Source organism: Serratia liquefaciens ATCC 27592, from assembly GCF_000422085.1.
Classification (GTDB): domain Bacteria; phylum Pseudomonadota; class Gammaproteobacteria; order Enterobacterales; family Enterobacteriaceae; genus Serratia; species Serratia liquefaciens.
On sequence record NC_021741.1, the window covers coordinates 3719671 to 3739475 of the forward strand.

Annotated in this window: 19 protein-coding genes; 6 read left to right on the forward strand and 13 right to left on the reverse strand. The window is 57.1% G+C overall.

Going from position 1 to position 19805, the window contains the following annotated elements:
- The 8 genes from cysM to M495_RS17480 form a co-directional block, all read right to left on the reverse strand.
- A complete protein-coding gene (cysM, locus tag M495_RS17445; RefSeq protein ID WP_020827996.1) occupies window positions 1–882 on the reverse strand; it encodes a cysteine synthase CysM in 882 nt (293 codons plus the stop codon).
- Window positions 883–966: 84 nt separating this feature from the next.
- Entirely contained in the window at window positions 967–2055 is a 1089-nt protein-coding gene (gene cysA, locus M495_RS17450; protein WP_020827997.1) for a sulfate/thiosulfate ABC transporter ATP-binding protein CysA, read from the reverse strand.
- Window positions 2045–2920: a sulfate/thiosulfate ABC transporter permease CysW gene (gene cysW / locus M495_RS17455; RefSeq protein WP_020827998.1), complete on the reverse strand. Its 876-nt coding sequence runs from the start codon at window positions 2918–2920 to the stop codon at window positions 2045–2047. The genes cysA and cysW overlap by 11 nt, the downstream gene beginning before the upstream one ends.
- On the reverse strand, window positions 2920–3750 hold the full coding sequence (cysT, locus tag M495_RS17460; protein WP_020827999.1) for a sulfate/thiosulfate ABC transporter permease CysT: 831 nt from the start codon (window positions 3748–3750) through the stop codon (window positions 2920–2922). Before cysT ends, cysW begins: the two co-directional genes overlap by 1 nt.
- A complete protein-coding gene (locus M495_RS17465; protein WP_020828000.1) occupies window positions 3750–4772 on the reverse strand; it encodes a sulfate ABC transporter substrate-binding protein in 1023 nt (340 codons plus the stop codon). Before M495_RS17465 ends, cysT begins: the two co-directional genes overlap by 1 nt.
- Before the next feature lie 200 nt (window positions 4773–4972).
- Complete coding sequence (locus M495_RS17470; RefSeq protein WP_020828001.1) at window positions 4973–5872, reverse strand: Dyp-type peroxidase; 900 nt, start codon at window positions 5870–5872, stop codon at window positions 4973–4975.
- Window positions 5873–6110: 238 nt separating this feature from the next.
- Complete coding sequence (locus tag M495_RS17475; protein WP_020828002.1) at window positions 6111–6695, reverse strand: RpoE-regulated lipoprotein; 585 nt, start codon at window positions 6693–6695, stop codon at window positions 6111–6113.
- 156 nt (window positions 6696–6851) lie between these two features.
- Window positions 6852–7316, reverse strand: a complete 465-nt coding sequence (locus tag M495_RS17480; protein ID WP_041415566.1) for a DUF2919 domain-containing protein — start codon at window positions 7314–7316, stop codon at window positions 6852–6854.
- A gap of 171 nt (window positions 7317–7487) precedes the next feature.
- Here M495_RS17480 and M495_RS17485 point away from each other — a divergent pair, with 171 nt between their 5' ends.
- The gene (locus tag M495_RS17485; protein ID WP_020828004.1) at window positions 7488–7886 is read left to right on the forward strand and encodes a YgiW/YdeI family stress tolerance OB fold protein; all 399 of its coding nucleotides are present in this window, start codon (window positions 7488–7490) and stop codon (window positions 7884–7886) included.
- Between the two features lie 42 nt (window positions 7887–7928).
- Here M495_RS17485 and M495_RS17490 read toward each other — a convergent pair whose 3' ends face one another.
- The gene (locus M495_RS17490) at window positions 7929–8354 is read right to left on the reverse strand and encodes a GNAT family acetyltransferase (RefSeq protein ID WP_020828005.1); all 426 of its coding nucleotides are present in this window, start codon (window positions 8352–8354) and stop codon (window positions 7929–7931) included.
- 205 nt (window positions 8355–8559) lie between these two features.
- On the opposite strand from M495_RS17490, the gene amiA reads away from it, so the two are divergent.
- The 3 genes from amiA to M495_RS17505 all read left to right on the forward strand — a co-directional run bounded on the left by amiA (window position 8560) and on the right by M495_RS17505 (window position 10892).
- Window positions 8560–9447, forward strand: coding sequence for an N-acetylmuramoyl-L-alanine amidase AmiA (amiA, locus tag M495_RS17495; protein ID WP_020828006.1), 888 nt, complete (start codon window positions 8560–8562; stop codon window positions 9445–9447).
- 69 nt (window positions 9448–9516) lie between these two features.
- On the forward strand, window positions 9517–10437 hold the full coding sequence (gene hemF / locus M495_RS17500; RefSeq protein WP_020828007.1) for an oxygen-dependent coproporphyrinogen oxidase: 921 nt from the start codon (window positions 9517–9519) through the stop codon (window positions 10435–10437).
- Window positions 10437–10892 carry a YaiI/YqxD family protein gene (locus M495_RS17505; RefSeq protein ID WP_020828008.1) on the forward strand — a complete coding sequence of 152 codons (456 nt, stop codon included), beginning with the start codon at window positions 10437–10439 and terminating at the stop codon, window positions 10890–10892. The genes hemF and M495_RS17505 overlap by 1 nt, the downstream gene beginning before the upstream one ends.
- 17 nt (window positions 10893–10909) lie before the next feature.
- Here M495_RS17505 and M495_RS17510 read toward each other — a convergent pair whose 3' ends face one another.
- The 4 genes from M495_RS17510 to M495_RS17525 all read right to left on the reverse strand — a co-directional run bounded on the left by M495_RS17510 (window position 10910) and on the right by M495_RS17525 (window position 17234).
- Window positions 10910–13150, reverse strand: coding sequence for a TonB-dependent receptor domain-containing protein (locus M495_RS17510; protein WP_020828009.1), 2241 nt, complete (start codon window positions 13148–13150; stop codon window positions 10910–10912).
- Window positions 13151–13281: 131 nt separating this feature from the next.
- Window positions 13282–15414 (reverse strand): S9 family peptidase, encoded by a 2133-nt coding sequence (locus M495_RS17515; protein WP_081667710.1) that lies wholly within the window; start codon window positions 15412–15414, stop codon window positions 13282–13284.
- Window positions 15415–15491: 77 nt separating this feature from the next.
- Window positions 15492–16292 carry a TonB family protein gene (locus M495_RS17520; RefSeq protein WP_051150516.1) on the reverse strand — a complete coding sequence of 267 codons (801 nt, stop codon included), beginning with the start codon at window positions 16290–16292 and terminating at the stop codon, window positions 15492–15494.
- Window positions 16293–16394: 102 nt separating this feature from the next.
- Window positions 16395–17234: a ChaN family lipoprotein gene (locus M495_RS17525; RefSeq protein ID WP_041414808.1), complete on the reverse strand. Its 840-nt coding sequence runs from the start codon at window positions 17232–17234 to the stop codon at window positions 16395–16397.
- Window positions 17235–17429: 195 nt separating this feature from the next.
- Here M495_RS17525 and mmuP point away from each other — a divergent pair, with 195 nt between their 5' ends.
- Entirely contained in the window at window positions 17430–18839 is a 1410-nt protein-coding gene (gene mmuP / locus M495_RS17530) for an S-methylmethionine permease (RefSeq protein WP_020828013.1), read from the forward strand.
- Window positions 18829–19767 carry a homocysteine S-methyltransferase gene (gene mmuM / locus M495_RS17535; protein WP_020828014.1) on the forward strand — a complete coding sequence of 313 codons (939 nt, stop codon included), beginning with the start codon at window positions 18829–18831 and terminating at the stop codon, window positions 19765–19767. The genes mmuP and mmuM overlap by 11 nt, the downstream gene beginning before the upstream one ends.
- Window positions 19768–19805 lie beyond the last annotated feature (38 nt).

Here is a 19805-nt window from a genome sequence, read left to right on the forward strand (position 1 = left end):
TCAACCGAAAACGCCGGTGGAGAGGTAGCGATCGCCGCGATCGCAGATGATCGCCACAATCACGCTGCCCGGGTTCGCCGCTGCGATCCGCAACGCACCGGCCACCGCACCGCCGGAGCTGACACCGCAGAAAATGCCTTCGCGCTGCGCCAACTGACGCATGGTCTGCTCGGCGTCGGTTTGCTCGATATCCAACACCTGATCCACCAGATCCGGGCGGAAAATACCCGGCAGATAAGCCGGTGCCCAGCGGCGAATACCGGGAATATTGCTGCCTTCCGCCGGTTGCAGGCCAATGATCTGCACCTGCGGATTTTGGCTCTTCAGGTAGCCGCCCACGCCGGTAATGGTGCCGGTGGTGCCCATGCTGGAGACGAAATGGGTGACCCGCTGCTGGCTCTGCTGCCAGATTTCCGGGCCGGTGGTGGTGAAGTGGGCGTAGGGATTGTCCAGATTGTTGAACTGATCCAGCACCTTGCCCTGCCCCTGATTCTGCATGTCCAACGCCAGGTCACGCGCCCCTTCCATGCCCACTTCCCGGCTGACCAGGATCAGCTCGGCCCCGTAGGCGCGCATCGCCGCCTGGCGTTCCAGACTCATGTTTTCCGGCATCAGCAGCGTCAAAGCGTAGCCTTTCAACGCCGCGATCATCGCCAGCGCAATGCCGGTATTGCCGCTGGTGGCCTCAATCAGCCGGTCACCGGGTTTTATCTCACCGCGCAATTCCGCCTGCTGGATCATCGCCAGCGCGGCGCGGTCCTTCACCGAGCCCGCCGGATTATTGCCTTCCAGCTTGACCCAAACCTCGCTGCCCAGTCCTGCGGCCAGACGTTGTAATTTTACCAGCGGGGTATTGCCGATGCATTGTTCGAGCGTTGTCACGTGCTTTGCCTGTGTGTTGAAGTGCGTAATGTAAAAAGGCAACCCCAGGGTTGCCTTTAAAATGATGTTGGGAGGTAAAAACTATCAGGCGCTTTTAGCTAACGCAACAGGTTGTAGCAGCCGATCGCCAGCGTACAGGCGCGCATTCAGGCTGCCGACGTAATAACGGCCACCGCGAACCGGCGGCTCGTTGCCGTCAGGCAACACCACGCTGATAGGTTCCTGGTGCCAACCGATCGGCTGAACGGTCATCTGCCAGAAGTGGCCACGCGGGCTAACCTCCAGCACCTGCACCGGCAACGGGCAGCGTTCGCTGCTCTCGGTGCCCACTTCCATCTCCCAAGGCCGCAGGAACAGATCCACGCTGCCCTGATGCATCGGCTGGAACGACAGCGGCCACTGGTGCGCGCCGACGAACAGTTGCGAGCCGCGGATTTCGCCGCTCAGGCGGTTCACTTCGCCCATGAACTCCAGCACAAAGCGGCTGGCCGGTTCGCGAACAATTTCTTCCGGCGAACCTACCTGCTCAATATTGCCCTGGCTCATCACCACGATGCGGTCGGCCACTTCCATCGCCTCTTCCTGATCGTGGGTGACGAATACGCTGGTAAACTTCAGCTCTTCATGCAACTGACGCAACCAACGGCGCAGTTCTTTACGCACCTGGGCATCCAGCGCACCAAAAGGTTCGTCCAGCAGCAGAATCTGCGGCTCTACCGCCAGTGCACGAGCCAAAGCTACGCGTTGCTTCTGGCCGCCGGAAAGCTGTGAGGGATAGCGGTTGGCCAAATGACCCAGCTGCACCATCTCCAACAGTTGGGTCACTTTTTGTTTGATCGCCGCGGCATTCGGGCGCTCACGACGCGGCAGCACGCTCAGGCCAAAGGCAATGTTGTCGAACACCGTCATATGGCGGAACAGCGCGTAATGCTGGAACACGAAACCCACCCGGCGATCGCGCGCATGCACATGGCTGACGTCGGTGCCGTGGAAGCCCAGCTTGCCGCCGCTCTGGTTTTCCAGCCCGGCGATAATGCGCAGCAGCGTGGTTTTGCCGGAGCCCGACGGCCCCAACAACGCCACCATCTCACCGGAGGCAATATCGAGCGAGATATCGTTCAATACCTTGGTACGACCGAAGAACTTGTTGATACCGTTAATCTCAATGCTCATGACTTTCCTCCCGCTCGAGACGTGCATTCTGGCGTTCCAGACGCCATTGCAGGCCACTCTTCAAAAATAGGGTCACTATCGCCATCAGGGTCAGTAACCCGGCGGCGGTAAAGGAGCCAACAGTGTTGTAATCCTGTTGCAATAACTCGACCTGCAGCGGCAGGCTAAAGGTCTCGCCGCGAATAGAACCGGACACCACCGACACCGCGCCGAATTCGCCAATGGCGCGCGCGTTGGTCAGCACCACGCCGTACAGCAGCGCCCAGCGAATGTTCGGCAACGTCACCCGGCGGAACATCTGCCAGCCGGAAGCGCCCAGTAAAATGGCGGCCTCGTCTTCCTGGCTACCCTGGCTCAGCATCATCGGCACCAGCTCACGCACCACGAACGGACAGGTCACGAAAATGGTCACCAACACCATGCCCGGCCAGGAGAACATGATCTGGATATTGTGCGCATCCAGCCAACCGCCCAGCAGGCCATTGCTGCCGTAAAACAGCAGGTAAATCAGCCCCGCTACTACCGGTGACACGGCAAACGGGATGTCGATCAGCGTCAGCAGCAGCTGGCGGCCCGGGAAAGTGAACCGCGTCACCAGCCAGGCCAGCAAGGTGCCGAACACCAGGTTGAACGGCACGGTAATCAGGGCAATCAGCACCGTCAACCAGATAGCGTGCAACATGTCGCGATCGACCAGGTTGCTCCACATCGCGCCAGCGCCCTTGGAAAAGGCTTCGGCGAAAATCGAAATGATCGGCACCACCAGCAGCAATACCGAAAACAGCACGCCGATACCGATCAGCGTCCACTTGCCCCAATTGACGCGCGGGCGTTCGACGCCGTTGAACTCAGAGATATCCGCCATCAGTGCCCCCCGATGCGTCGGCCAAAGCGGCTTTGCAGAACGTTAATGCTGAACAGCAGCAGCAGCGAAGCCGCCAGGATCACCGATGCAATCGCACTGGCCGCCGGATAATCGAACTCCTGCAGACGAACGAAAATCATCAGCGAGGTCACTTCCGTCTTCCAGGCGATGTTGCCGGCGATGAAAATCACCGCACCAAACTCGCCCAGGCTGCGGGTAAAGGAAATGGCCGTACCGGCCAGCAGCGCCGGTGCCAACTCCGGCATCACCACGCGGCGAAAACTCTGCCAGCGGGTTGCGCCCAGGGTCTCTGCGGCCTCTTCATATTCGGGTCCCAGCTCTTCCAGCACCGGTTGAACGGTACGCACCACGAAGGGCAAGCTGGTGAAGGCCATCGCCACCGCGATGCCAAGCCAGGTGAACGTCACCTTGATGTCAAAATGCGCCAACCATTGGCCATACCACCCGGTGGTGGAGAACAGCCCCGCCAGCGTCAAACCGGCCACCGCCGTCGGCAGCGCAAACGGCAGGTCGATCAGGCCGTCCAGCAGCGTGCGCCCCGGAAAACGATAGCGAGTCAGGATCCAGGCCATCAGCATGCCGAACACCGCGTTGAACAAGCTGGCGACGCCCGCCGCCAGCAACGTGACCTTATAGGCGGCAACCACCTGCGGGTTGGAAACCACTTCCCAATATTGCGCCAGGCTCATCTGCGCCAGCTGCATCACCAGTGCGCTGAGCGGCAGCAGCAGGATCAGGCAAGTGTAAAACAGGCTGCTTCCCAGACTGAGACCAAACCCAGGCAGAACCCGTTTGCTGGACAACAACATTACTTATGCCCTGCCGCTAACAGTTGATCCAACTCGCCACCGGTAGAGAAATGCGTCTTCATCACCTGTGGCCAGCCACCAAACTGATCTTCTACACGGAACAGTTTGGTCTGCGGGAACTGGCCCTTCGCGGCCGCCATCGCCTGCTTGTCATACACGCGATAGTAGAAGCTGGTGATCACCTGCTGCGCAGCCGGGCTGTAGAGGTAATTCAAATAATCTTTGGCGGCCTGTTCAGTGCCGTTTCTTTCCACGTTTTTGTCGACCCAGGCGACCGGGAACTCCGCCAGAATATCGACCGGCGGCACGATCACCTGATACTTGTCTTCGCCATACTGCTTGCGGATATTGTTCACTTCCGACTCAAAACTGATCAGCACGTCACCCAGGCCGCGTTCCACAAAGGTAGTGGTCGCACCGCGACCGCCGGTGTCAAACACCAGCACGTTTTTCAGGAAACGGGTCATAAAGGCACGGGTTTTGGCCTGATCGTTGCCGTCAGCCTGGCTGGCGGCTCCCCAGGCAGCCAGATAGGTATAACGGCCGTTGCCGGAGGTTTTCGGGTTCGGGAACACCAGCTTCACATCGTCGCGCACCAAATCGTTCCAGCTATGGATGCCTTTTGGGTTGTCCTTGCGCACCAGGAAAGCCATGGTGGAATAGAAAGGGGAGCTGTTGTTCGGTAAACGAGCCTGCCAGTCAGCCGGGATCAGTTGGCCGCGATCGTGCAGGATCTGCACATCGGTCACCTGGTTGTAGGTCACGACGTCGGCACGTAACCCCTGCAATATGGCTAGCGCCTGCTTGGAAGAGCCGGCGTGAGATTGTTTGATGGTCAGCTTGTCGCCCGGATGCTGCTGGTTCCACTGCTGTTCAAAACCCGGGTTCAGCGCGGTAAACAATTCACGGGAAACGTCATAGGAGCTGTTCAGCAGCTCAGCGGCCGAAACGGTACCGCTGGCTAACAGCGCCGCCGCCAACCATCCTTTCAGCATGAAATTTTTAACCCGTGTTTGTTTCATTGTGCACCTTATAGCTGAATCAATCCGCCGGGCTTTCGCCCTGATGTTGACCAGTGTATTTATAACTAGGTGCGGAGCTGTAACGCTTTTATATACCGTTTAGTGATTTTCAAGCATCAAACGCTATAAGGCAGGGGCAGAGCGGTGTGGCAGAGGAGGAAGTTAATCCGGAGCCGGCATGGCCGACCCCGGAGGAAAGGTTAAAGCGACAGCAGGCGCGTCAGCGAAGGCGCAAAGTAATAGCTGCCGGTCACCGCACGGCTGAAACGCAGCATCGCATCACGTTTGCCGTCCAAATCGCCAAACATGCTCAGCAGCTGTTTTTCGATGTTATGCAGGCGGGCGCAATAGGCGATGAAATACAGCCCGTGTTTACCGCTGGCAGTACCGTAAGGCAGGCTCTGACGCAAAATCTTCAGGCCTTTGCCGTCTTCTTTCAGATCGACACGGCTGACATGCGAGGTGTCAGGACGCTGCTCCGGCGGCAACTCTTCGCTGTCGTGCTTGGTGCGGCCGATAATCTGCTCCTGCTGCTCGGTGGTAAAGCGCTGCCACTGACGCAGGTTATGTTCATAACGCTGCACCAGCACGTAGCTGCCACCTGCGTCTTCTTCACCTTCGGCGATGACCGCCACTTCAGGACGTTTGTCGCCCTGCGGGTTTTCAGTGCCGTCGATAAAGCCGCTCAGATCGCGCTCTTCCACCCAGCGGAATCCGTGGGTTTCTTCTTCAATCTTGATGGCGTTGCCGAACGCTGCCAGCGCCGCCTGCGCCACCGTAAAGTTAACGTCATGACGCAAGGATTGGATGTGGATCAACAGATCGCGCTGGGTGGCCGGGGCCAACCCCTTGCCCAACGGGGTGAATGGCTTCAGCTCTTTTGCGCCCTGACCGCTGGAAAGGTCGTGCCAGACGTCATAGCCAAAGGCGATCACCGCGCCCAAATGCGCATCGGGAAACTGCTGTTGCAGCTCGGTCAACGTCTGGCAAAACTGCTTGCAGCCCTGGCGCAAATCGGCGAATTCGCCCTGCACGGTGGCTTCCATAAAAATGGCGAAGCGGCAGTGTTCCAGTAAAATACCGCTCTGAACCTGGGTCATTATCGTTATCCTCAAAATCGAAATCGAGTAACAGGTTACTGTTTGTCCATGGGTTTCCTGTTAAGAATGCGCAGTATCATACCCGATGAAAACGGGATTGCCTTGCATCAGCGCAAAGAAAATAGGGATACCCGCAACCGGGCAATTTCGTCCAAAGGGAGCGGTGATTTAACGTTCAGCGGGGAGGGAAACCAGAGAAACCAGGGGCGCCGCGGATCGGGCGCCCAGGGGGGAAGCTTTATTGCGGTTTGGCGTGCCAGATGATCTTGCTGACCGTCCAGCTTTTCAGCGTGTCATCCGGTGGGATGATATCTTGCGGGCCGGCCCATTTGCCGTCGAAGATATAGGTGACGTACTTGCTCTGCTGTGCGACGCACTCGACCTTGCCGGCATCGTCGCCGTCGGCCGGTTTACAGGCACCGAACGCCTTGCTGTACAGGTCACTGAACGGCGTGCCCAGCTTGCTGCCCCACTCGGTCGCGACTTTGCTGTCCATCACGTCCACGCGCTGCACGTGGCCCTTGGGTTCCCCGGTGATCACCAGCTTCACGTCGTTGCCGTCCATCGCCTGGTAGTAGGAAACTATCTTGCCCTGGCTGGTGGCCATGCCACCGCGCAGGCGGTAATCGCCATTCAGCCCGTCGTTAATGGCGCTTTCCGACATCGGGGTACCGGCGTTGAGGTCACCAACGCCCTTGGCGCTGACTTCGAGGCTGTTGCCAAACCAGTTAAATGGCGACAGGCTGGACCAAGAGAAATTGGACATCGTCGAACAGCCGGTCAGTAACAGCGGAAGCCCTAACAACAGTGGGCGAACATTCATTTTTAGCTCCTTAACATCAATGACGGGGCACAGCCTGCTCTGCCCTGCCGCACTTGGCGTTTTGTTGCGTGTCAGCCTCTCACAACTGTCCACGCATCGCCATCGGTTGCGAGCTTGGAGTGCGGAAAATGAGAAAAGTGCCGTACTGTGCGGCAATTAACCCGCCTCATCCTGTACCACGAAACAGGCCTTAAGACGCGCACTCAGCAGCAAGTAAGCCAGCGCCAACGCATCGAGCAACGCCAGCACGATGTCCAACGCCGAAGGATTGTCGTCTTGTTGCCACAAGCTAAACAGGGAACCGCCCAGCGCTGCCAGCAGCGAAGCAATCAATACCCAGCGCCAGGCACGCCATAGCCGTGGCCACTGGTGACGACGCGGAGCAATCAAAAATGCCAACGCCGCCGGCAGCCCCAGCACGATGCCATACCAGAACCATTGGGTGTCCGGGTAAAACAGCGATAGCAGGGCTTCCCCCTGCTGGCGCGAAACCCCGGCCATCACAAACAGGATCCAGGTACGGGCCTGTAAAATCAGTACGCTCCAAAACCACAGCGGCAAACGCAACGCACCGTGCTGATCGTAATCGTCGGGGGAAAAACGGGGTGGAAGTGGCTTCAACATCGATTCCTTGCCAATATCATGATGATTTTTCAAATGGGTGCCGTGTTTATTGTTTTCAATGCGCGCGCTTAAGAACCCCTTAAGATTTTCATGCTTTACTTAACCCCATCAAACCAGCAGTCCTGATTGGCAGGGCTTTGATTCTAGATTGAGATAAGGAAGCTTAAGATGAAAAAATATACCCTGGCTGCATTAATTGCTCTGTGTAGCGCACCGGTTCTGGCTCAGCAAGGCGGGTTCCTCGATCCTGCGGCACCGCAAACGCACACCCAAAACACGCAGCAAGGCGGATTTTCCGGCCCTAGCGCCGCGTTGACCACCGTCGACAAGGTCAAGTCAATGAGTGATGACACCTGGGTGATGCTGCAAGGCAACATTGAGCAACGCGTCGGTGACGAGACCTATACCTTCCGCGACGCCAGCGGCACGCTGACGGTCGAGATCGACAAAAAACGCTGGAACGGTCAGACCATCACCCCGAAAGATAAAGTGCAGTTGGAAGGGAAAGTGGATAAAGACTGGAGCAACGTGGAAGTCGACGTGAAAACCATCAAAAAACTGCCCTAACGCGCAGTTTGGGCGGTGAAGCCTCACCGCCCAAAATATCGCTCAATATTCCTGATCTTCGATCAGTCGCTTGCCCAGGCTGGTAATGCTCTGGATCTCGTAACCGAGTTTCTCGTACATCTCGATCACCGTGTCGTTATCTTCCCGCACCATCAGTTGGATCTTCGGGCAACCGCGCGCGATCAATTTTTTCTCTAACCGGCTGATCAACGCATTGGCGATACCGCGTCCGCGATAATCCGGATGTACCCCGAGATAATACGCCGAACCACGATGACCGTCGTATCCCCCCATCACCGATCCCACGACTTCTCCGCCCACTTCCGCGACCAGAAACAGATCCGGATCGTGATTCAGTTTGCGCTCAATATCCATCTCAGGATCGTTCCACGGCCGCAGCAGATCGCAGCGCTCCCACAGGGTAATGACTTCTTCAAAGTCGTCTTGTCGAAATACGCGAATTTCCATCGATGTTCGCCGCTGTTAATTAAGATGTTTATCTGATTATCGCGGGATTATTCACTTACGCAATATCAAACTGCGATTTCCCCGGGCAATAATGCAGAAATCCCCGGTAACTCGCGTAATAAATGGACATAGTTATCCGGTCGATTAATGATTATCAATACGATATAACGTCGCAAAATAGAATTTGTCGATGGAGCGTAGCGTTATGAAAAAGCAGGTTAAACCCTTCCTCAATTTTAAACCGCTCCCCGTTTCCCCCACGCGACGTCAATTACTGCTTTCTGGTCTGGCGCTGGTGCTGCTCGGCAGTAAGAGCCAAACGGCCCAAGCCGAAACCGGCGGCATGCTGCGCAAGCAACACGCTAAAACGGCGCCCAAACCCAGCGGCAGCAAAAGGCTGGTGATGATCGACCCCGGTCACGGCGGCATCGATTCGGGCGCCGTCGGCAGAGAAGGTTCGCAGGAAAAACACGTGGTGCTGGAGATTGCCAACCACGTGCGTCGCATTCTGCACGAACAGGAACACGTTGAAGTGCGCCTGACGCGGGAAGAAGACGAGTTTATCCCCCTGTTTCAGCGGGTGGAGATTGCCCACCAGCATCAGGCCGATCTGTTTATCTCTATCCATGCCGACGGTTTTACCAGCCCGGAAGCCTCCGGTGCCTCGGTGTTTGCCCTGTCCAATCGCGGTGCCAGCAGCGCCATGGCGCGTTATCTGTCCAACCGCGAAAATGCCGCCGATGACGTGGCCGGCGGCAAATACAAAAATCAGGACAACTATCTGCAGCAGGTACTGTTCGACCTGGTGCAAACCGATACCATCAACAACAGCCTGACGCTCGGCCGCCACGTGCTCGGCCAGATCCGCCCGGTGCATCATCTGCACAGCAACAGCACCGAACAAGCGGCGTTCGCGGTGCTGAAATCCCCGTCGATTCCGTCGGTACTGGTCGAAACCTCGTTTATCACCAATCCGGCGGAAGAACGCCTGCTTGGCACCACCGCATTCCGCGAGAAAATCGCCCGCGCCATCGCCGACGGCGTGATCAGTTTCTTCAGCTATTACGATTCACACCAACGAAAACCCGGCTGATACTGCCAGTCACGGTGAATAAAGGTATACTCTGCGGCTTGTTCAGTCAGACGCTGTGAATTAATCCGTATGAGTTTATCGACCATCGCAGAAGTAAAATCCTTCCTGCTGGCACTGCAGGACCGCATCTGCACGCAGCTGGCTCAGGCCGACGGCGGCGCCGTTTTCAACGAGGACCGCTGGACGCGGGAAGAAGGCGGCGGTGGCCGCAGCCGGGTATTGACCGACGGCGCGGTGTTCGAACAAGCGGGCGTCAACTTCTCACACGTCTCCGGTGCCACCCTGCCCGCCTCCGCTACCGCGCACCGCCCCGAGTTGGCCGGCCGCAGCTTCCAGGCGATGGGCGTGTCGTTGGTGATCCACCCGCGCAGCCCTTATATCCCGACCAGCCACGCCAACGTGCGGTTTTTCATTGCGGAAAAGCCGGGCGAAGAACCGGTGTGGTGGTTTGGCGGCGGCTTTGATCTGACCCCCTTCTACGGCTTTGAAGAAGATGCCATTCATTGGCACCGCACCGCCGAACAGCTGTGCGCCCCCTTCGGCGAGCAGGTGTATCCCAAATACAAAAAGTGGTGCGATGACTATTTCTTTATCAAGCACCGCAACGAAGCGCGCGGCATCGGCGGCCTGTTCTTTGACGATCTCAACACGCCCGACTTCGCTACCTGCTTCGCGTTTACCCAAGCGGTGGGCGAAGGCTTCCTCGATGCCTATTTGCCGATCGTGGAAAAACGCAAGGCGCTGAGTTGGGGCGATAACCAACGTCAGTTCCAGCTGTATCGCCGTGGCCGCTACGTCGAGTTCAATTTAGTCTGGGATCGCGGCACGTTGTTTGGCTTGCAAACCGGCGGACGTACCGAATCCATCCTGATGTCGATGCCGCCGCTGGTACGCTGGGAATACAACTATCAACCGGCGGAAGACAGCCCGGAAGCGGCGCTGTACCGAGATTTCCTGCCGGTACGCGATTGGTTGAAGGAGCCGGAATAATGCAGATTTGGGTCGATGCGGACGCCTGTCCCAACGTGATCAAAGAAGTGCTGTTCCGCGCGGCGGATCGTACCGCCATGTCGGTAACGCTGGTTGCCAACCAACCGCTGAGAACGCCGCCTTCCAGGCATATCCACACTCTGCAGGTGGCGGCCGGTTTTGACGTGGCGGATAACGAAATCGTGCGCCGCTGCGAGAAAGGCGATCTGGTGATCACCGCCGATATCCCGCTGGCTGCCGAGGTGATCGAAAAAGGCGCGGTGGCGCTGAATCCGCGCGGGGAACGCTATACGCCAGACACCATTCGTGAGCGCCTGAACATGCGCGACTTTATGGACACCCTGCGCTCCAGCGGTATCCAGACCGGCGGCCCGAATACGCTGAACCAGCGCGACCGTCAGCAGTTCGCCAACGAGCTGGACAAGTGGTTGCAGCAGGCAAAACGGGCGCAGTGATTGCGCCCGTACTCAGCTTAGAATCGCACCTCCCCGCCGAAGATATAGGTTCGGCCGCGGGCGGTGTTGGTCGGTGTGAAGTCCTGTGACTGGGACGGCATCGAGTTCATCTTGTTCAACGCATCGGAATAGTCTCTGTCCATCAGGTTCTGCACGCTGAATTTCAACAGCAGGTTACGGTTGAACTGATAGGTGCTGTACAGATCGATAATCGTCGGGATGTGCGGCGCAGGCTCTTTCAGCAATTGCTCATTTTCGTCCCGATCCGAATTTGGCGACAGGCGAACCGCTTTACCCGTGTATTTGACCAATCCGCCCAGCGTCAGTTTCTCGTCCAGCAAACGAACGCCTGAATCTAACGTGAAATAAAATTCCGGCAGTTCGCTGATGTCACCGGCACCGAATTCGTTGCTGGCCTGATTGGTCGGTTGGCTGGTGTGCTCTTTGCTCAGGGAGAGTTTGGTGTAGGCGAAACCGGCGTCATACATTGCCTCTACTTCCACCCCACGCATTCTGACCGGCTCATAAGCATTGCTGTACATGGTCATCACGACATTCTCATTGGCGTTATCCCACTCTTCCTGCGTCGACTGAGCTCGGTTGCACTTGCGACGATTGCTGCACACCATGTAGTTTTGGCTGGAAATGTAATTTTTGATCTTTGATTCAAAATACACCGCCTTCAGCTGGAAGCTGTCCTGCTTGAACAACAGGTCATGAGCATTGGCGTTGAAGCCGGCCTGGTAGGTTTCAGCGGTTTCTCCCTTCAGGAACGGGTTCATCGACTGCCCGCCGCTGTTGGCGAAGAACACCTCCTGAATATTCGGCCCGCGCATCGACTTGCTGTAGCTGACAAACGGTTGCAACCATGGCGTCACCTGCGCCGATAACAGCACCGACGGATTAAAACCGTGCTCTTTCAAATTGATATTGCTGGCCCCCTGCGGGAAGCAGGCCACGCGCTCATCACAGGCAGGTTTATAACCGGAAATATCATAGGAACTGTAGTTCAGATCAAAGTTGCTCTGCCAGATGCCGTAGTTAAGCTGCAGCCCACTGTAAAGGCTGGCGATATTTTGTTTACCCGCGATCCCCACCGGCGAACTTTCCGCCTGGTTATCGTCGGTTACCAGCCCGGATGCGTGCTTCTTGTATTCGTTACGGATCAGCTTGCCACCATAGCTGAAGGCAAAATCGACTTCCTGCAGGCTGAAACGGCTGGTGTTATTGACGTCCAGCGCGTCCGAGATATTTTTCGCCTTGCTGTCGCTAAACCCTGCCATATTGTCAGACATGAATTTCTGCTCACCGCGGCTGGTACTGGCTGTCAGATTAAAATCAATCAGCTCGGAGAAAGGCGCATAGTGATATTTAATATAGAAGTCATTACTGTCGATATGACGGCGGGTTATTTTATTCTGGTAGGTCCTGGCCGACAGTTCGATACTATTAAAAGCGTCTGGCTTAATATCGACTTTGAATAACTGGGATTTAGGGTTCTGTCGATAAGTTTTATCAACGTTAAACTCTTCACTGTCAAAACCGGAGCCGTTTTTGTAATTAGACGTGATGGAACTGCCGCTGATGGCTGCCATCGCGCCCAGGCTGCCGCCTTCGCCAAAGGCGCCGGTTTTCCCGCCCACGGCAATCATGCCGCTGCGGCCAATGCCGTTATTGCCCACGGAAAATTTGGTGCGCACGCCAAAAGGATTATCGGAAAACACCACGTCATCCACACCCAGGGTGCGGAAGTTGGCGCTGCCTGCCAACGCATTCACTCCGGCGGAGCCCGTCGCATTGCCGCGCGCTACATCAACGCCGACGATAAAATTGGGGTCGATCAGCGCACCGAACTGGCTGGTGGGTAACCCGCCATGGGCTGCATCGCTCGGCGAACTGCCGTAGTAGTTCTGGGTAATACCGTCCACCATGGTATTAACGCGGCCAAAGCCGCTCATGCCGCGGATATTGACGCTAACCGAACCCTGGCCCGGATCGATTTGGGTATAGGTGCCCGGCATGCTGCGCAAAATGCTGTCTACCGATTCGAGATTCTTATTTTCCCCTCGTGAGCTGAAGGCACCCGGTTTTTCCAACGCCTCCTTTTCGCTACGGTCGCTTTCTGTCGCAGCCGAAACGTTCAACGGGCTAAACACCACGTTGCCCTTGCCATTGTCTGCCCCGTCTTGCGCAGCCGTCGCCGTCCCGCTCAGCGCTATTCCCGCACCGATCAGGCTTACCAGTAATTTAATTTTCATAGATCCCCAGAAATGACCAAAAAGATGTTATGGCCGACAATGCCCAGCACAAAGCCCGCCGAAATCGACGGTAAAATTAACGCTTTATCGTTTTAATAAGCCGCCAGGTTATTTCCTGGCGGCCAGAAGGGTTATTTCCGCGTTTTCTGATCCACCGCCAAAATAAAGCTGTATTCCAAGGCGCTATTTTCCAGCCGCGTCAGTCGGCCCGATTTTCCGCCGTGCCCGGCCGTCATATCGGTGGCCAGCAGCAGCAGCGAATCGCCCTGTTTAAAGCGACGCAGTTTGGCCACCCATTTTGCCGGTTCCCAATATTGCACCTGCGAATCATACAGGCCGCTGGTCACCAACAGGTTCGGGTACGCCTGCTTGCGTACGTTGTCGTAGGGGCTATAAGACTTCATCAGCGCATAGGCTTCTGGTTGATTTGGGTTACCCCACTCTTCATATTCACCGACGGTCAGTGGAATGCTGTCGTCGAGCATGGTGGTCAAAACATCCACGAAAGGCACCTGCGCCACCACCGCGTTATACAGCTGCGGCGCCTGATTGATCACCGCGCCCATCAGCAAGCCGCCGGCGCTGCCCCCCATGGCATAGATACGCCCCGGCTGGCCGTAACCCTGTTTGATTAACGCCTGGGTTGCATCGATAAAGTCGCTGAAGGTGTTGGGTTTATGGCTCAGTTTGCCCTGCTGATACCAGTTCTGCCCCAATTCACCGCCGCCACGCACGTGGACCAGCGCATAAACAAAACCGCGATCCAGTAAACTGATGCGGTTGGCGCTGAAGGCCGGATCCATACTCATGCCATAGGCGCCATAGCCGTACACCAGCAGCGGGCTGTGCCCCGGTTTGAACATCGCACGGTTGTAAACCAGCGAGACGGGTACCTTCACACCGTCACGCGCGCTGATCCACACCCGTTCGCTGTGGTACTGGCTGGGATCAACCCCTTTCACTTCCTGCTGTTTCAACAGAGTACGAGTGCCTTTATCAAGATCCCATTCGTAGGTGCTGGTCGGCGTGGTCATCGCCGAATAGCCGTAGCGCAGGTGCTGATTGTCCGGATCGGGGTTATAGCCCAGCCAGGCCATGTAGCTGGCGTCATCGAACGGAATGCTGCGCTGGGTTTTGCCGTCCCAACTGATTTGCCGTAGCTGTACCAGGCCATCGCCACGCTCTTTCACCACCAGCCAGTCGCGGAATAAGGTGAAACCTTCGACCTCGCGCTTTTCCTGCGGTGCAATCAGCGTCTGCCACGGGTTATCGAGCGCCGCGGTGTGATAGAGACCAAAATGCGGGCTTTGGTGATTGGAGCGTAAATAGAACTCGCCGCGATAATGGTCGAGGTAGTATTCATGGCCGTTGCGACGGGCGGCAAACAGCACCGGCGCTTTCAGCGGTTGGTTGGCATCGATCAGCCGCGCCTCAGAGGTAGTGTTGCCGCTGATGGTAATAATGACGTAGTCGCGGGAGGAGGAATGAGCCAGGCTCAGATAAAACGCCGCGTCATCTTCCTGATACACCAGTTTATCGTCCGCGACCGGCGTACCAAACTGATGGCGATAAACCTGATACGGCAACAGCGTTTGCGGATGGTTGCGAATATAAAACAGCGTCTTGCCATCGTTGGCCCACACCATGTCGCCAGAGGTGTTTTCAATCACTTCCGCGGCCCATTTCTCGCTGTCGACATTACGCAACGAAATACGGTACTGCCGGCGCCCCTGATAATCTTCGGCGATCGCCATCCGCTGATTGTCCTGGCTGATCTCCAGACCGCCAACACGGTAATAAGCCTGCCCTGTCGCGCGCTGGTTGGCATCCAGCAAGGTTTGCCATGGCGCATCGGCGGTAAGAGCCTGACGCTGGTACAGGGCAAAATCCTTGCCCGCCGCATAGCTTTCCTGATAGCGATAGCCGTTCAGTTGATAAGGTACCGAGCGATCTTCCGGGCTCATGCGGCCGAGCATTTCCTGGTACAGCGTATCGCGCAGTTTTTTGTACGGCTGCATCATCTGTTCGGTATAACGGTTTTCCGCCGTCAAATAATCCAGCATCCTTTTATTCTGACGGCTGTCGTCGCGCAACCAATAGTAATCATCTACCCGGGTTTCACCCTGGGCGGTCAACTTTTTCGGGATGATTTCCGCGCTGGGAGCCTGCGGTGCCGCCTGAACGGCCTGGCCCATTAAGCTTAATGAGATCACGACAGAGGTTGCCGCACGCCAACAACGACCCGGCAAAAGTGGATATTTCATAGTCCCTCACGATGGTTTGACATCGGCAACGCCTGCTTTTGTTTCAGCAAACAAAAGGCCGCTGCCGTCGGCATAAACTATTGGACGGCGTGCAACGCCGCCAGATTAAAATCGATGGGCATCGTCACCCGAACCTTGTCCTGCTGAAGCATCTCCACCGGCGGTTGCGGCAAAGGCTGCGCCCGAGTCACCACCGCCAGTGCCTCCCGATCCAGCGAGGCGGTACCTGACGACGCCTGCAATCTCAAATCAGACACCCGGCCCTGCGCATCCACCGTAAAGACCACCTGCGGCATGCCTGTACGGCGGCGGCGCTGTGCATCCGACGGATAGCGTTTGATGCGGTTCAGCAGCCCCTTAACCTGGCTTTCCCACGACAGCTTGGCCTGCAGTTGACTGGCGGAATCACTGTTCAGCGGTGCCGCCGCCTGCCGGGCAACATTCAACGCTTTCGGTGCCGCGGCGCTGGAGGCCGCAGCGTGTTTGGTCTCTTTTGCCTGCTCCTCGGGCTTCGGCTGAGTTTTCTGCGGCGGCCGCTGTTCAGTTCGCTTCTTTTCGGCCACGGCAATCTTGGTTTTTTCAGCCCTTGCCAGCTTTGGTAAGTCGGGTTGTTCTTGCTGTTCAGCCGGTTGTGCAGCAGACGACTGCGTCTGCTGTACGCCTAGCGGTAAGGGTTTGGGACTTTCCGGCGCTTCAATCTGCGCGGCCCAGCTCATCATTACCGCCGGAGGCGGCAATTGCATCGGCGGCAGCGAGCGTGGCGGCCAGTAAAACAACAGTACCAGCGCCACATGTGCCGCGATAGCGCACACAAAACCGCGCGCCCAGCGCGGTTGCGGCATCGCAGGGGCCGAAAAAGAGAAAGACTGACTTAGCATAGGGACATTAGATTACTTAATTGCGAATGATTGCAGATCACATTTGCTAATGATAATCATTTGTAATTATTATTAACAGTCCTTTTCACTGCCTTAACAGATTCATTTTACGGCCGGGGTGATCCACAGGTAATCGGCCACCTGTTTGTCGACCTGTACCCCGGGTTCCGCCAGCATCAGTACCGTTGGCAACGCAGCCGGTTGCAAATCCTGCACGTGCAGTGACACTCCTACGGATTTGGCGGCATGGTAGCCACCGGCAATCAACAGCGCGGGAGTGGGCGCGGCCAGCAGGCGTTCGGCCATGCGGCGGTCACGCTGCTGTTGGATCGCCAGCATCGCATGCAATTGTTGAGGTTCAATCTTGCCGCCGTGCGAAGTGCGGATAGTTTCCTCCAGCGCTTTCTGCACCACCGGACGCACCGACAGTTGGCCCTGCGGGAAACTTGGCTGCTGATAAAAAGCCATGATTTCATCGCGATCCAGATTAGCCGACCACAGCGGATAGGGTGCACGCATCGCCGCCATTACCACATCGCCGTACAGCGACCATTTCCACCCCGACTGCCAGCCGATCAACTCCGCTACGCGTCCGTCGCGAACGCTGGGGTCCCCCTGCAGCCACTGTTTCACCTGGTTAACCTTGTCTTGCTGATTCGGGTTAATCATTTCCATCAGCACGCTACCCTGGGGACGCTGCTGCGGTAGGTTTTGCACCAGCCACAGCTCAATCTGATGGTGATAGGGGTTATCGTGTTTTTCGCCGACAATGACCCGCGGTTGAGCGGCCAAACGGGCCAGAAGCTGGTCAGGTGACAGGCTTTCTCCACTGCGCAAATCCGTAATTTTGCCCAAACTATCAAGGGTAGTTTTTGGCGAGGAAACCGGGGTTTGGCTACAGGCGGCGAGCGCCAGCGCGGCCAATAAAATCAAAAGTCTCATGATGCTGCCCTGTCATAAAAAGTGGCGACATTATAGATAATAATTATCATTTGCATATAGACAACCCCCTTTCCTGCGACATCGATAACTATTTTTTTACTTTAGGATCTCTGACCACGCATTGATTTCATGAAGTATTGCAGGTATAACCAATAGCCATTTAGCAGCTTAGACGTCTATACGGGTAAAAACACCATGCACTCACCTGTCCCCGCCGAAGGGCAATTCAAACGCACCATGAAGGCCCGGCACCTGGTGATGCTGTCGCTGGGTGGCGTGATCGGTACCGGGCTGTTTTTCAACACCGGCTATATCATTTCCACCACCGGCGCCCTGGGTACCCTGCTGGCCTATCTGATTGGCGCACTGGTGGTCTATCTGGTCATGCTGTGCCTGGGCGAGCTTTCGGTGGCGATGCCGGAAACCGGCGCCTTCCATGTTTATGCCTCCCGCTATCTTGGTCCGGCGACCGGTTATACCGTGGCCTGGCTCTATTGGCTCACCTGGACCGTCGCACTCGGTTCCAGCCTGACCGCCGCCGGTTTCTGCATGCAGTATTGGTTCCCACAGTCGCCGGTTTGGCTGTGGTGTTTGATTTTCTGCGCGGCCATTTTCCTGCTCAACGTAGTCACCACTCGCTTCTTCGCGGAGAGCGAATTCTGGTTCTCGTTGATCAAGGTGATCACTATTTTGGCGTTTATCATCCTCGGCGGGGCAGCCATGTTTGGCCTGCTGCCGATGAAAGACGGCACTCCGGCTCCCTTTCTGCATAACCTGACCGCCTCCGGCTGGCTGCCCAACGGCACCCTGCCGATCCTGATGACGATGGTGGCGGTCAACTTCGCTTTCTCCGGCACGGAGCTTATCGGCATTGCCGCAGGCGAAACCGAAAATCCGGAAAAGGTGGTGCCCTGGGCGATACGCACCACGGTGATCCGCCTGATGCTGTTCTTTGTCGGCACGGTGTTTATTCTGGCTGCGCTGATCCCGATGGATCAGGCCGGGATTGTCAAAAGCCCGTTTGTGTTGGTGTTTGAACGCATCGGCGTGCCCTATGCCGCCGATATTTTTAATTTCGTCATCCTAACCGCCATCCTGTCGGCCGCCAACTCAGGCCTGTACGCTTCGGGCCGCATGCTGTGGTCGCTGGCCAACCAGCGCACCTTGCCGGCCTATTTTTCTCGCGTCAATAAACGTGGCATTCCGATCAATGCGCTGACCTTCAGTATGCTTGGCGGCGTACTGGCGCTGTTAACCAGCGTGATTGCGCCGGACACGGTGTTTGTTGCCCTGTCGGCCATTTCCGGCTTTGCCGTGGTGGCAGTTTGGTTGAGCATCTGCGCCTCACACTACGCTTTCCGCCGCCACTATCTGCGCAGCGGCCAGCCGATCGCCGGCCTGAAATACCGCGCGCCGGGCTATCCGTTAACGCCGATCGTCGGTTTTTCCCTGTGCCTGCTGGCCTGTATCGGACTGGCGTTCGATCCGGAGCAGCGCATCGCGCTTTACTGCGGGCTGCCGTTCGTCGCACTGTGCTACGCCGCCTATTATCTGACCCGCCGCAGCGGGCAAAAAACATCTTTGGGAGAAAATCATGTCGGTTAACAACCCCGTCGCCACGCTGTTGGCTACCCACAACACGCTGATTCTTGACGGCGCACTGGCGACCGAACTGGAGGCTCGCGGCTGTGACCTCAGTGATTCCCTGTGGTCGGCCAAGGTGCTGATCGAAAACCCCGAGCTGATTTATCAGGTTCATCTCGACTATTTCAACGCGGGGGCGCAGTGCGCCATCACCGCCAGCTATCAGGCCACGCCACAGGGCTTTTTGCGCCGGGGGCTGGATCACGAGCAGTCACTGGCGCTGATCGCCAAAAGCGTGCACCTGGCGCAACAGGCGCGCAGCGACTTTCTGGCTCAGCACCCGCAGGCAACCCCCTTGCCGATCGCCGGCTCGGTCGGCCCCTATGGCGCTTATCTGGCCGACGGCTCTGAATATCGCGGCGATTACGCATTACCGCAGGAGGAAATGATCGCCTTCCACCGCCCACGCATCCGTGCGTTGGCCGAGGCCGGCGTAGATCTGTTGGCCTGTGAAACCCTGCCATCGTTCAGTGAGCTGCAGGCGTTGCTCACGCTGTTGCAAGAATTCCCCACGCTCGGCGCCTGGTTTGCCTTCACCCTGCGCGACAGCCAACACCTCAGCGACGGCACGCCGCTGACGCAGGTGCTGGCAGCGCTGCACGGCAATCCGCAGGCGTTGGCGATTGGCATCAACTGCATTGCGCTGGAAAATGTGGCCCCCGCGCTGCGCCAATTTGCCGTGCTGACCGATAAACCGCTGTTGGTCTATCCTAACTCCGGCGAACATTACGACGCGGTGAGCAAAACCTGGCACGCCTGCGGCGGCGAGCACGGCAGCCTGATTGATCAGGTAGGAGAATGGCAACGCATCGGCGCACGGCTGATCGGCGGCTGCTGCCGGACTACGCCAAAGGATATTCGCCAGATCGCGGCACTCTGCAAGGCATAAAAAAGCCCCCTGCGCCAAGGCGTCAGGGGGCGGTTTAA

Coding starts and splice junctions, on each gene's coding strand:
- mmuP (WP_020828013.1), top strand. CDS start 17,430: ATGCACTCACCTGTCCCCGCCGAAGGGCAATTCAAACGCACCATGAAG.
- M495_RS17520 (WP_051150516.1), bottom strand. CDS start 16,292: ATGCTAAGTCAGTCTTTCTCTTTTTCGGCCCCTGCGATGCCGCAACCG.
- M495_RS17505 (WP_020828008.1), top strand. CDS start 10,437: ATGCAGATTTGGGTCGATGCGGACGCCTGTCCCAACGTGATCAAAGAA.
- M495_RS17515 (WP_081667710.1), bottom strand. CDS start 15,414: ATGAAATATCCACTTTTGCCGGGTCGTTGTTGGCGTGCGGCAACCTCT.
- M495_RS17510 (WP_020828009.1), bottom strand. CDS start 13,150: ATGAAAATTAAATTACTGGTAAGCCTGATCGGTGCGGGAATAGCGCTG.
- M495_RS17490 (WP_020828005.1), bottom strand. CDS start 8,354: ATGGAAATTCGCGTATTTCGACAAGACGACTTTGAAGAAGTCATTACC.
- mmuM (WP_020828014.1), top strand. CDS start 18,829: ATGTCGGTTAACAACCCCGTCGCCACGCTGTTGGCTACCCACAACACG.
- cysT (WP_020827999.1), bottom strand. CDS start 3,750: ATGTTGTTGTCCAGCAAACGGGTTCTGCCTGGGTTTGGTCTCAGTCTG.
- M495_RS17525 (WP_041414808.1), bottom strand. CDS start 17,234: ATGAGACTTTTGATTTTATTGGCCGCGCTGGCGCTCGCCGCCTGTAGC.
- M495_RS17485 (WP_020828004.1), top strand. CDS start 7,488: ATGAAAAAATATACCCTGGCTGCATTAATTGCTCTGTGTAGCGCACCG.
- M495_RS17465 (WP_020828000.1), bottom strand. CDS start 4,772: ATGAAACAAACACGGGTTAAAAATTTCATGCTGAAAGGATGGTTGGCG.
- cysW (WP_020827998.1), bottom strand. CDS start 2,920: ATGGCGGATATCTCTGAGTTCAACGGCGTCGAACGCCCGCGCGTCAAT.
- M495_RS17475 (WP_020828002.1), bottom strand. CDS start 6,695: ATGAATGTTCGCCCACTGTTGTTAGGGCTTCCGCTGTTACTGACCGGC.
- hemF (WP_020828007.1), top strand. CDS start 9,517: ATGAGTTTATCGACCATCGCAGAAGTAAAATCCTTCCTGCTGGCACTG.
- M495_RS17470 (WP_020828001.1), bottom strand. CDS start 5,872: ATGACCCAGGTTCAGAGCGGTATTTTACTGGAACACTGCCGCTTCGCC.
- amiA (WP_020828006.1), top strand. CDS start 8,560: ATGAAAAAGCAGGTTAAACCCTTCCTCAATTTTAAACCGCTCCCCGTT.
- cysA (WP_020827997.1), bottom strand. CDS start 2,055: ATGAGCATTGAGATTAACGGTATCAACAAGTTCTTCGGTCGTACCAAG.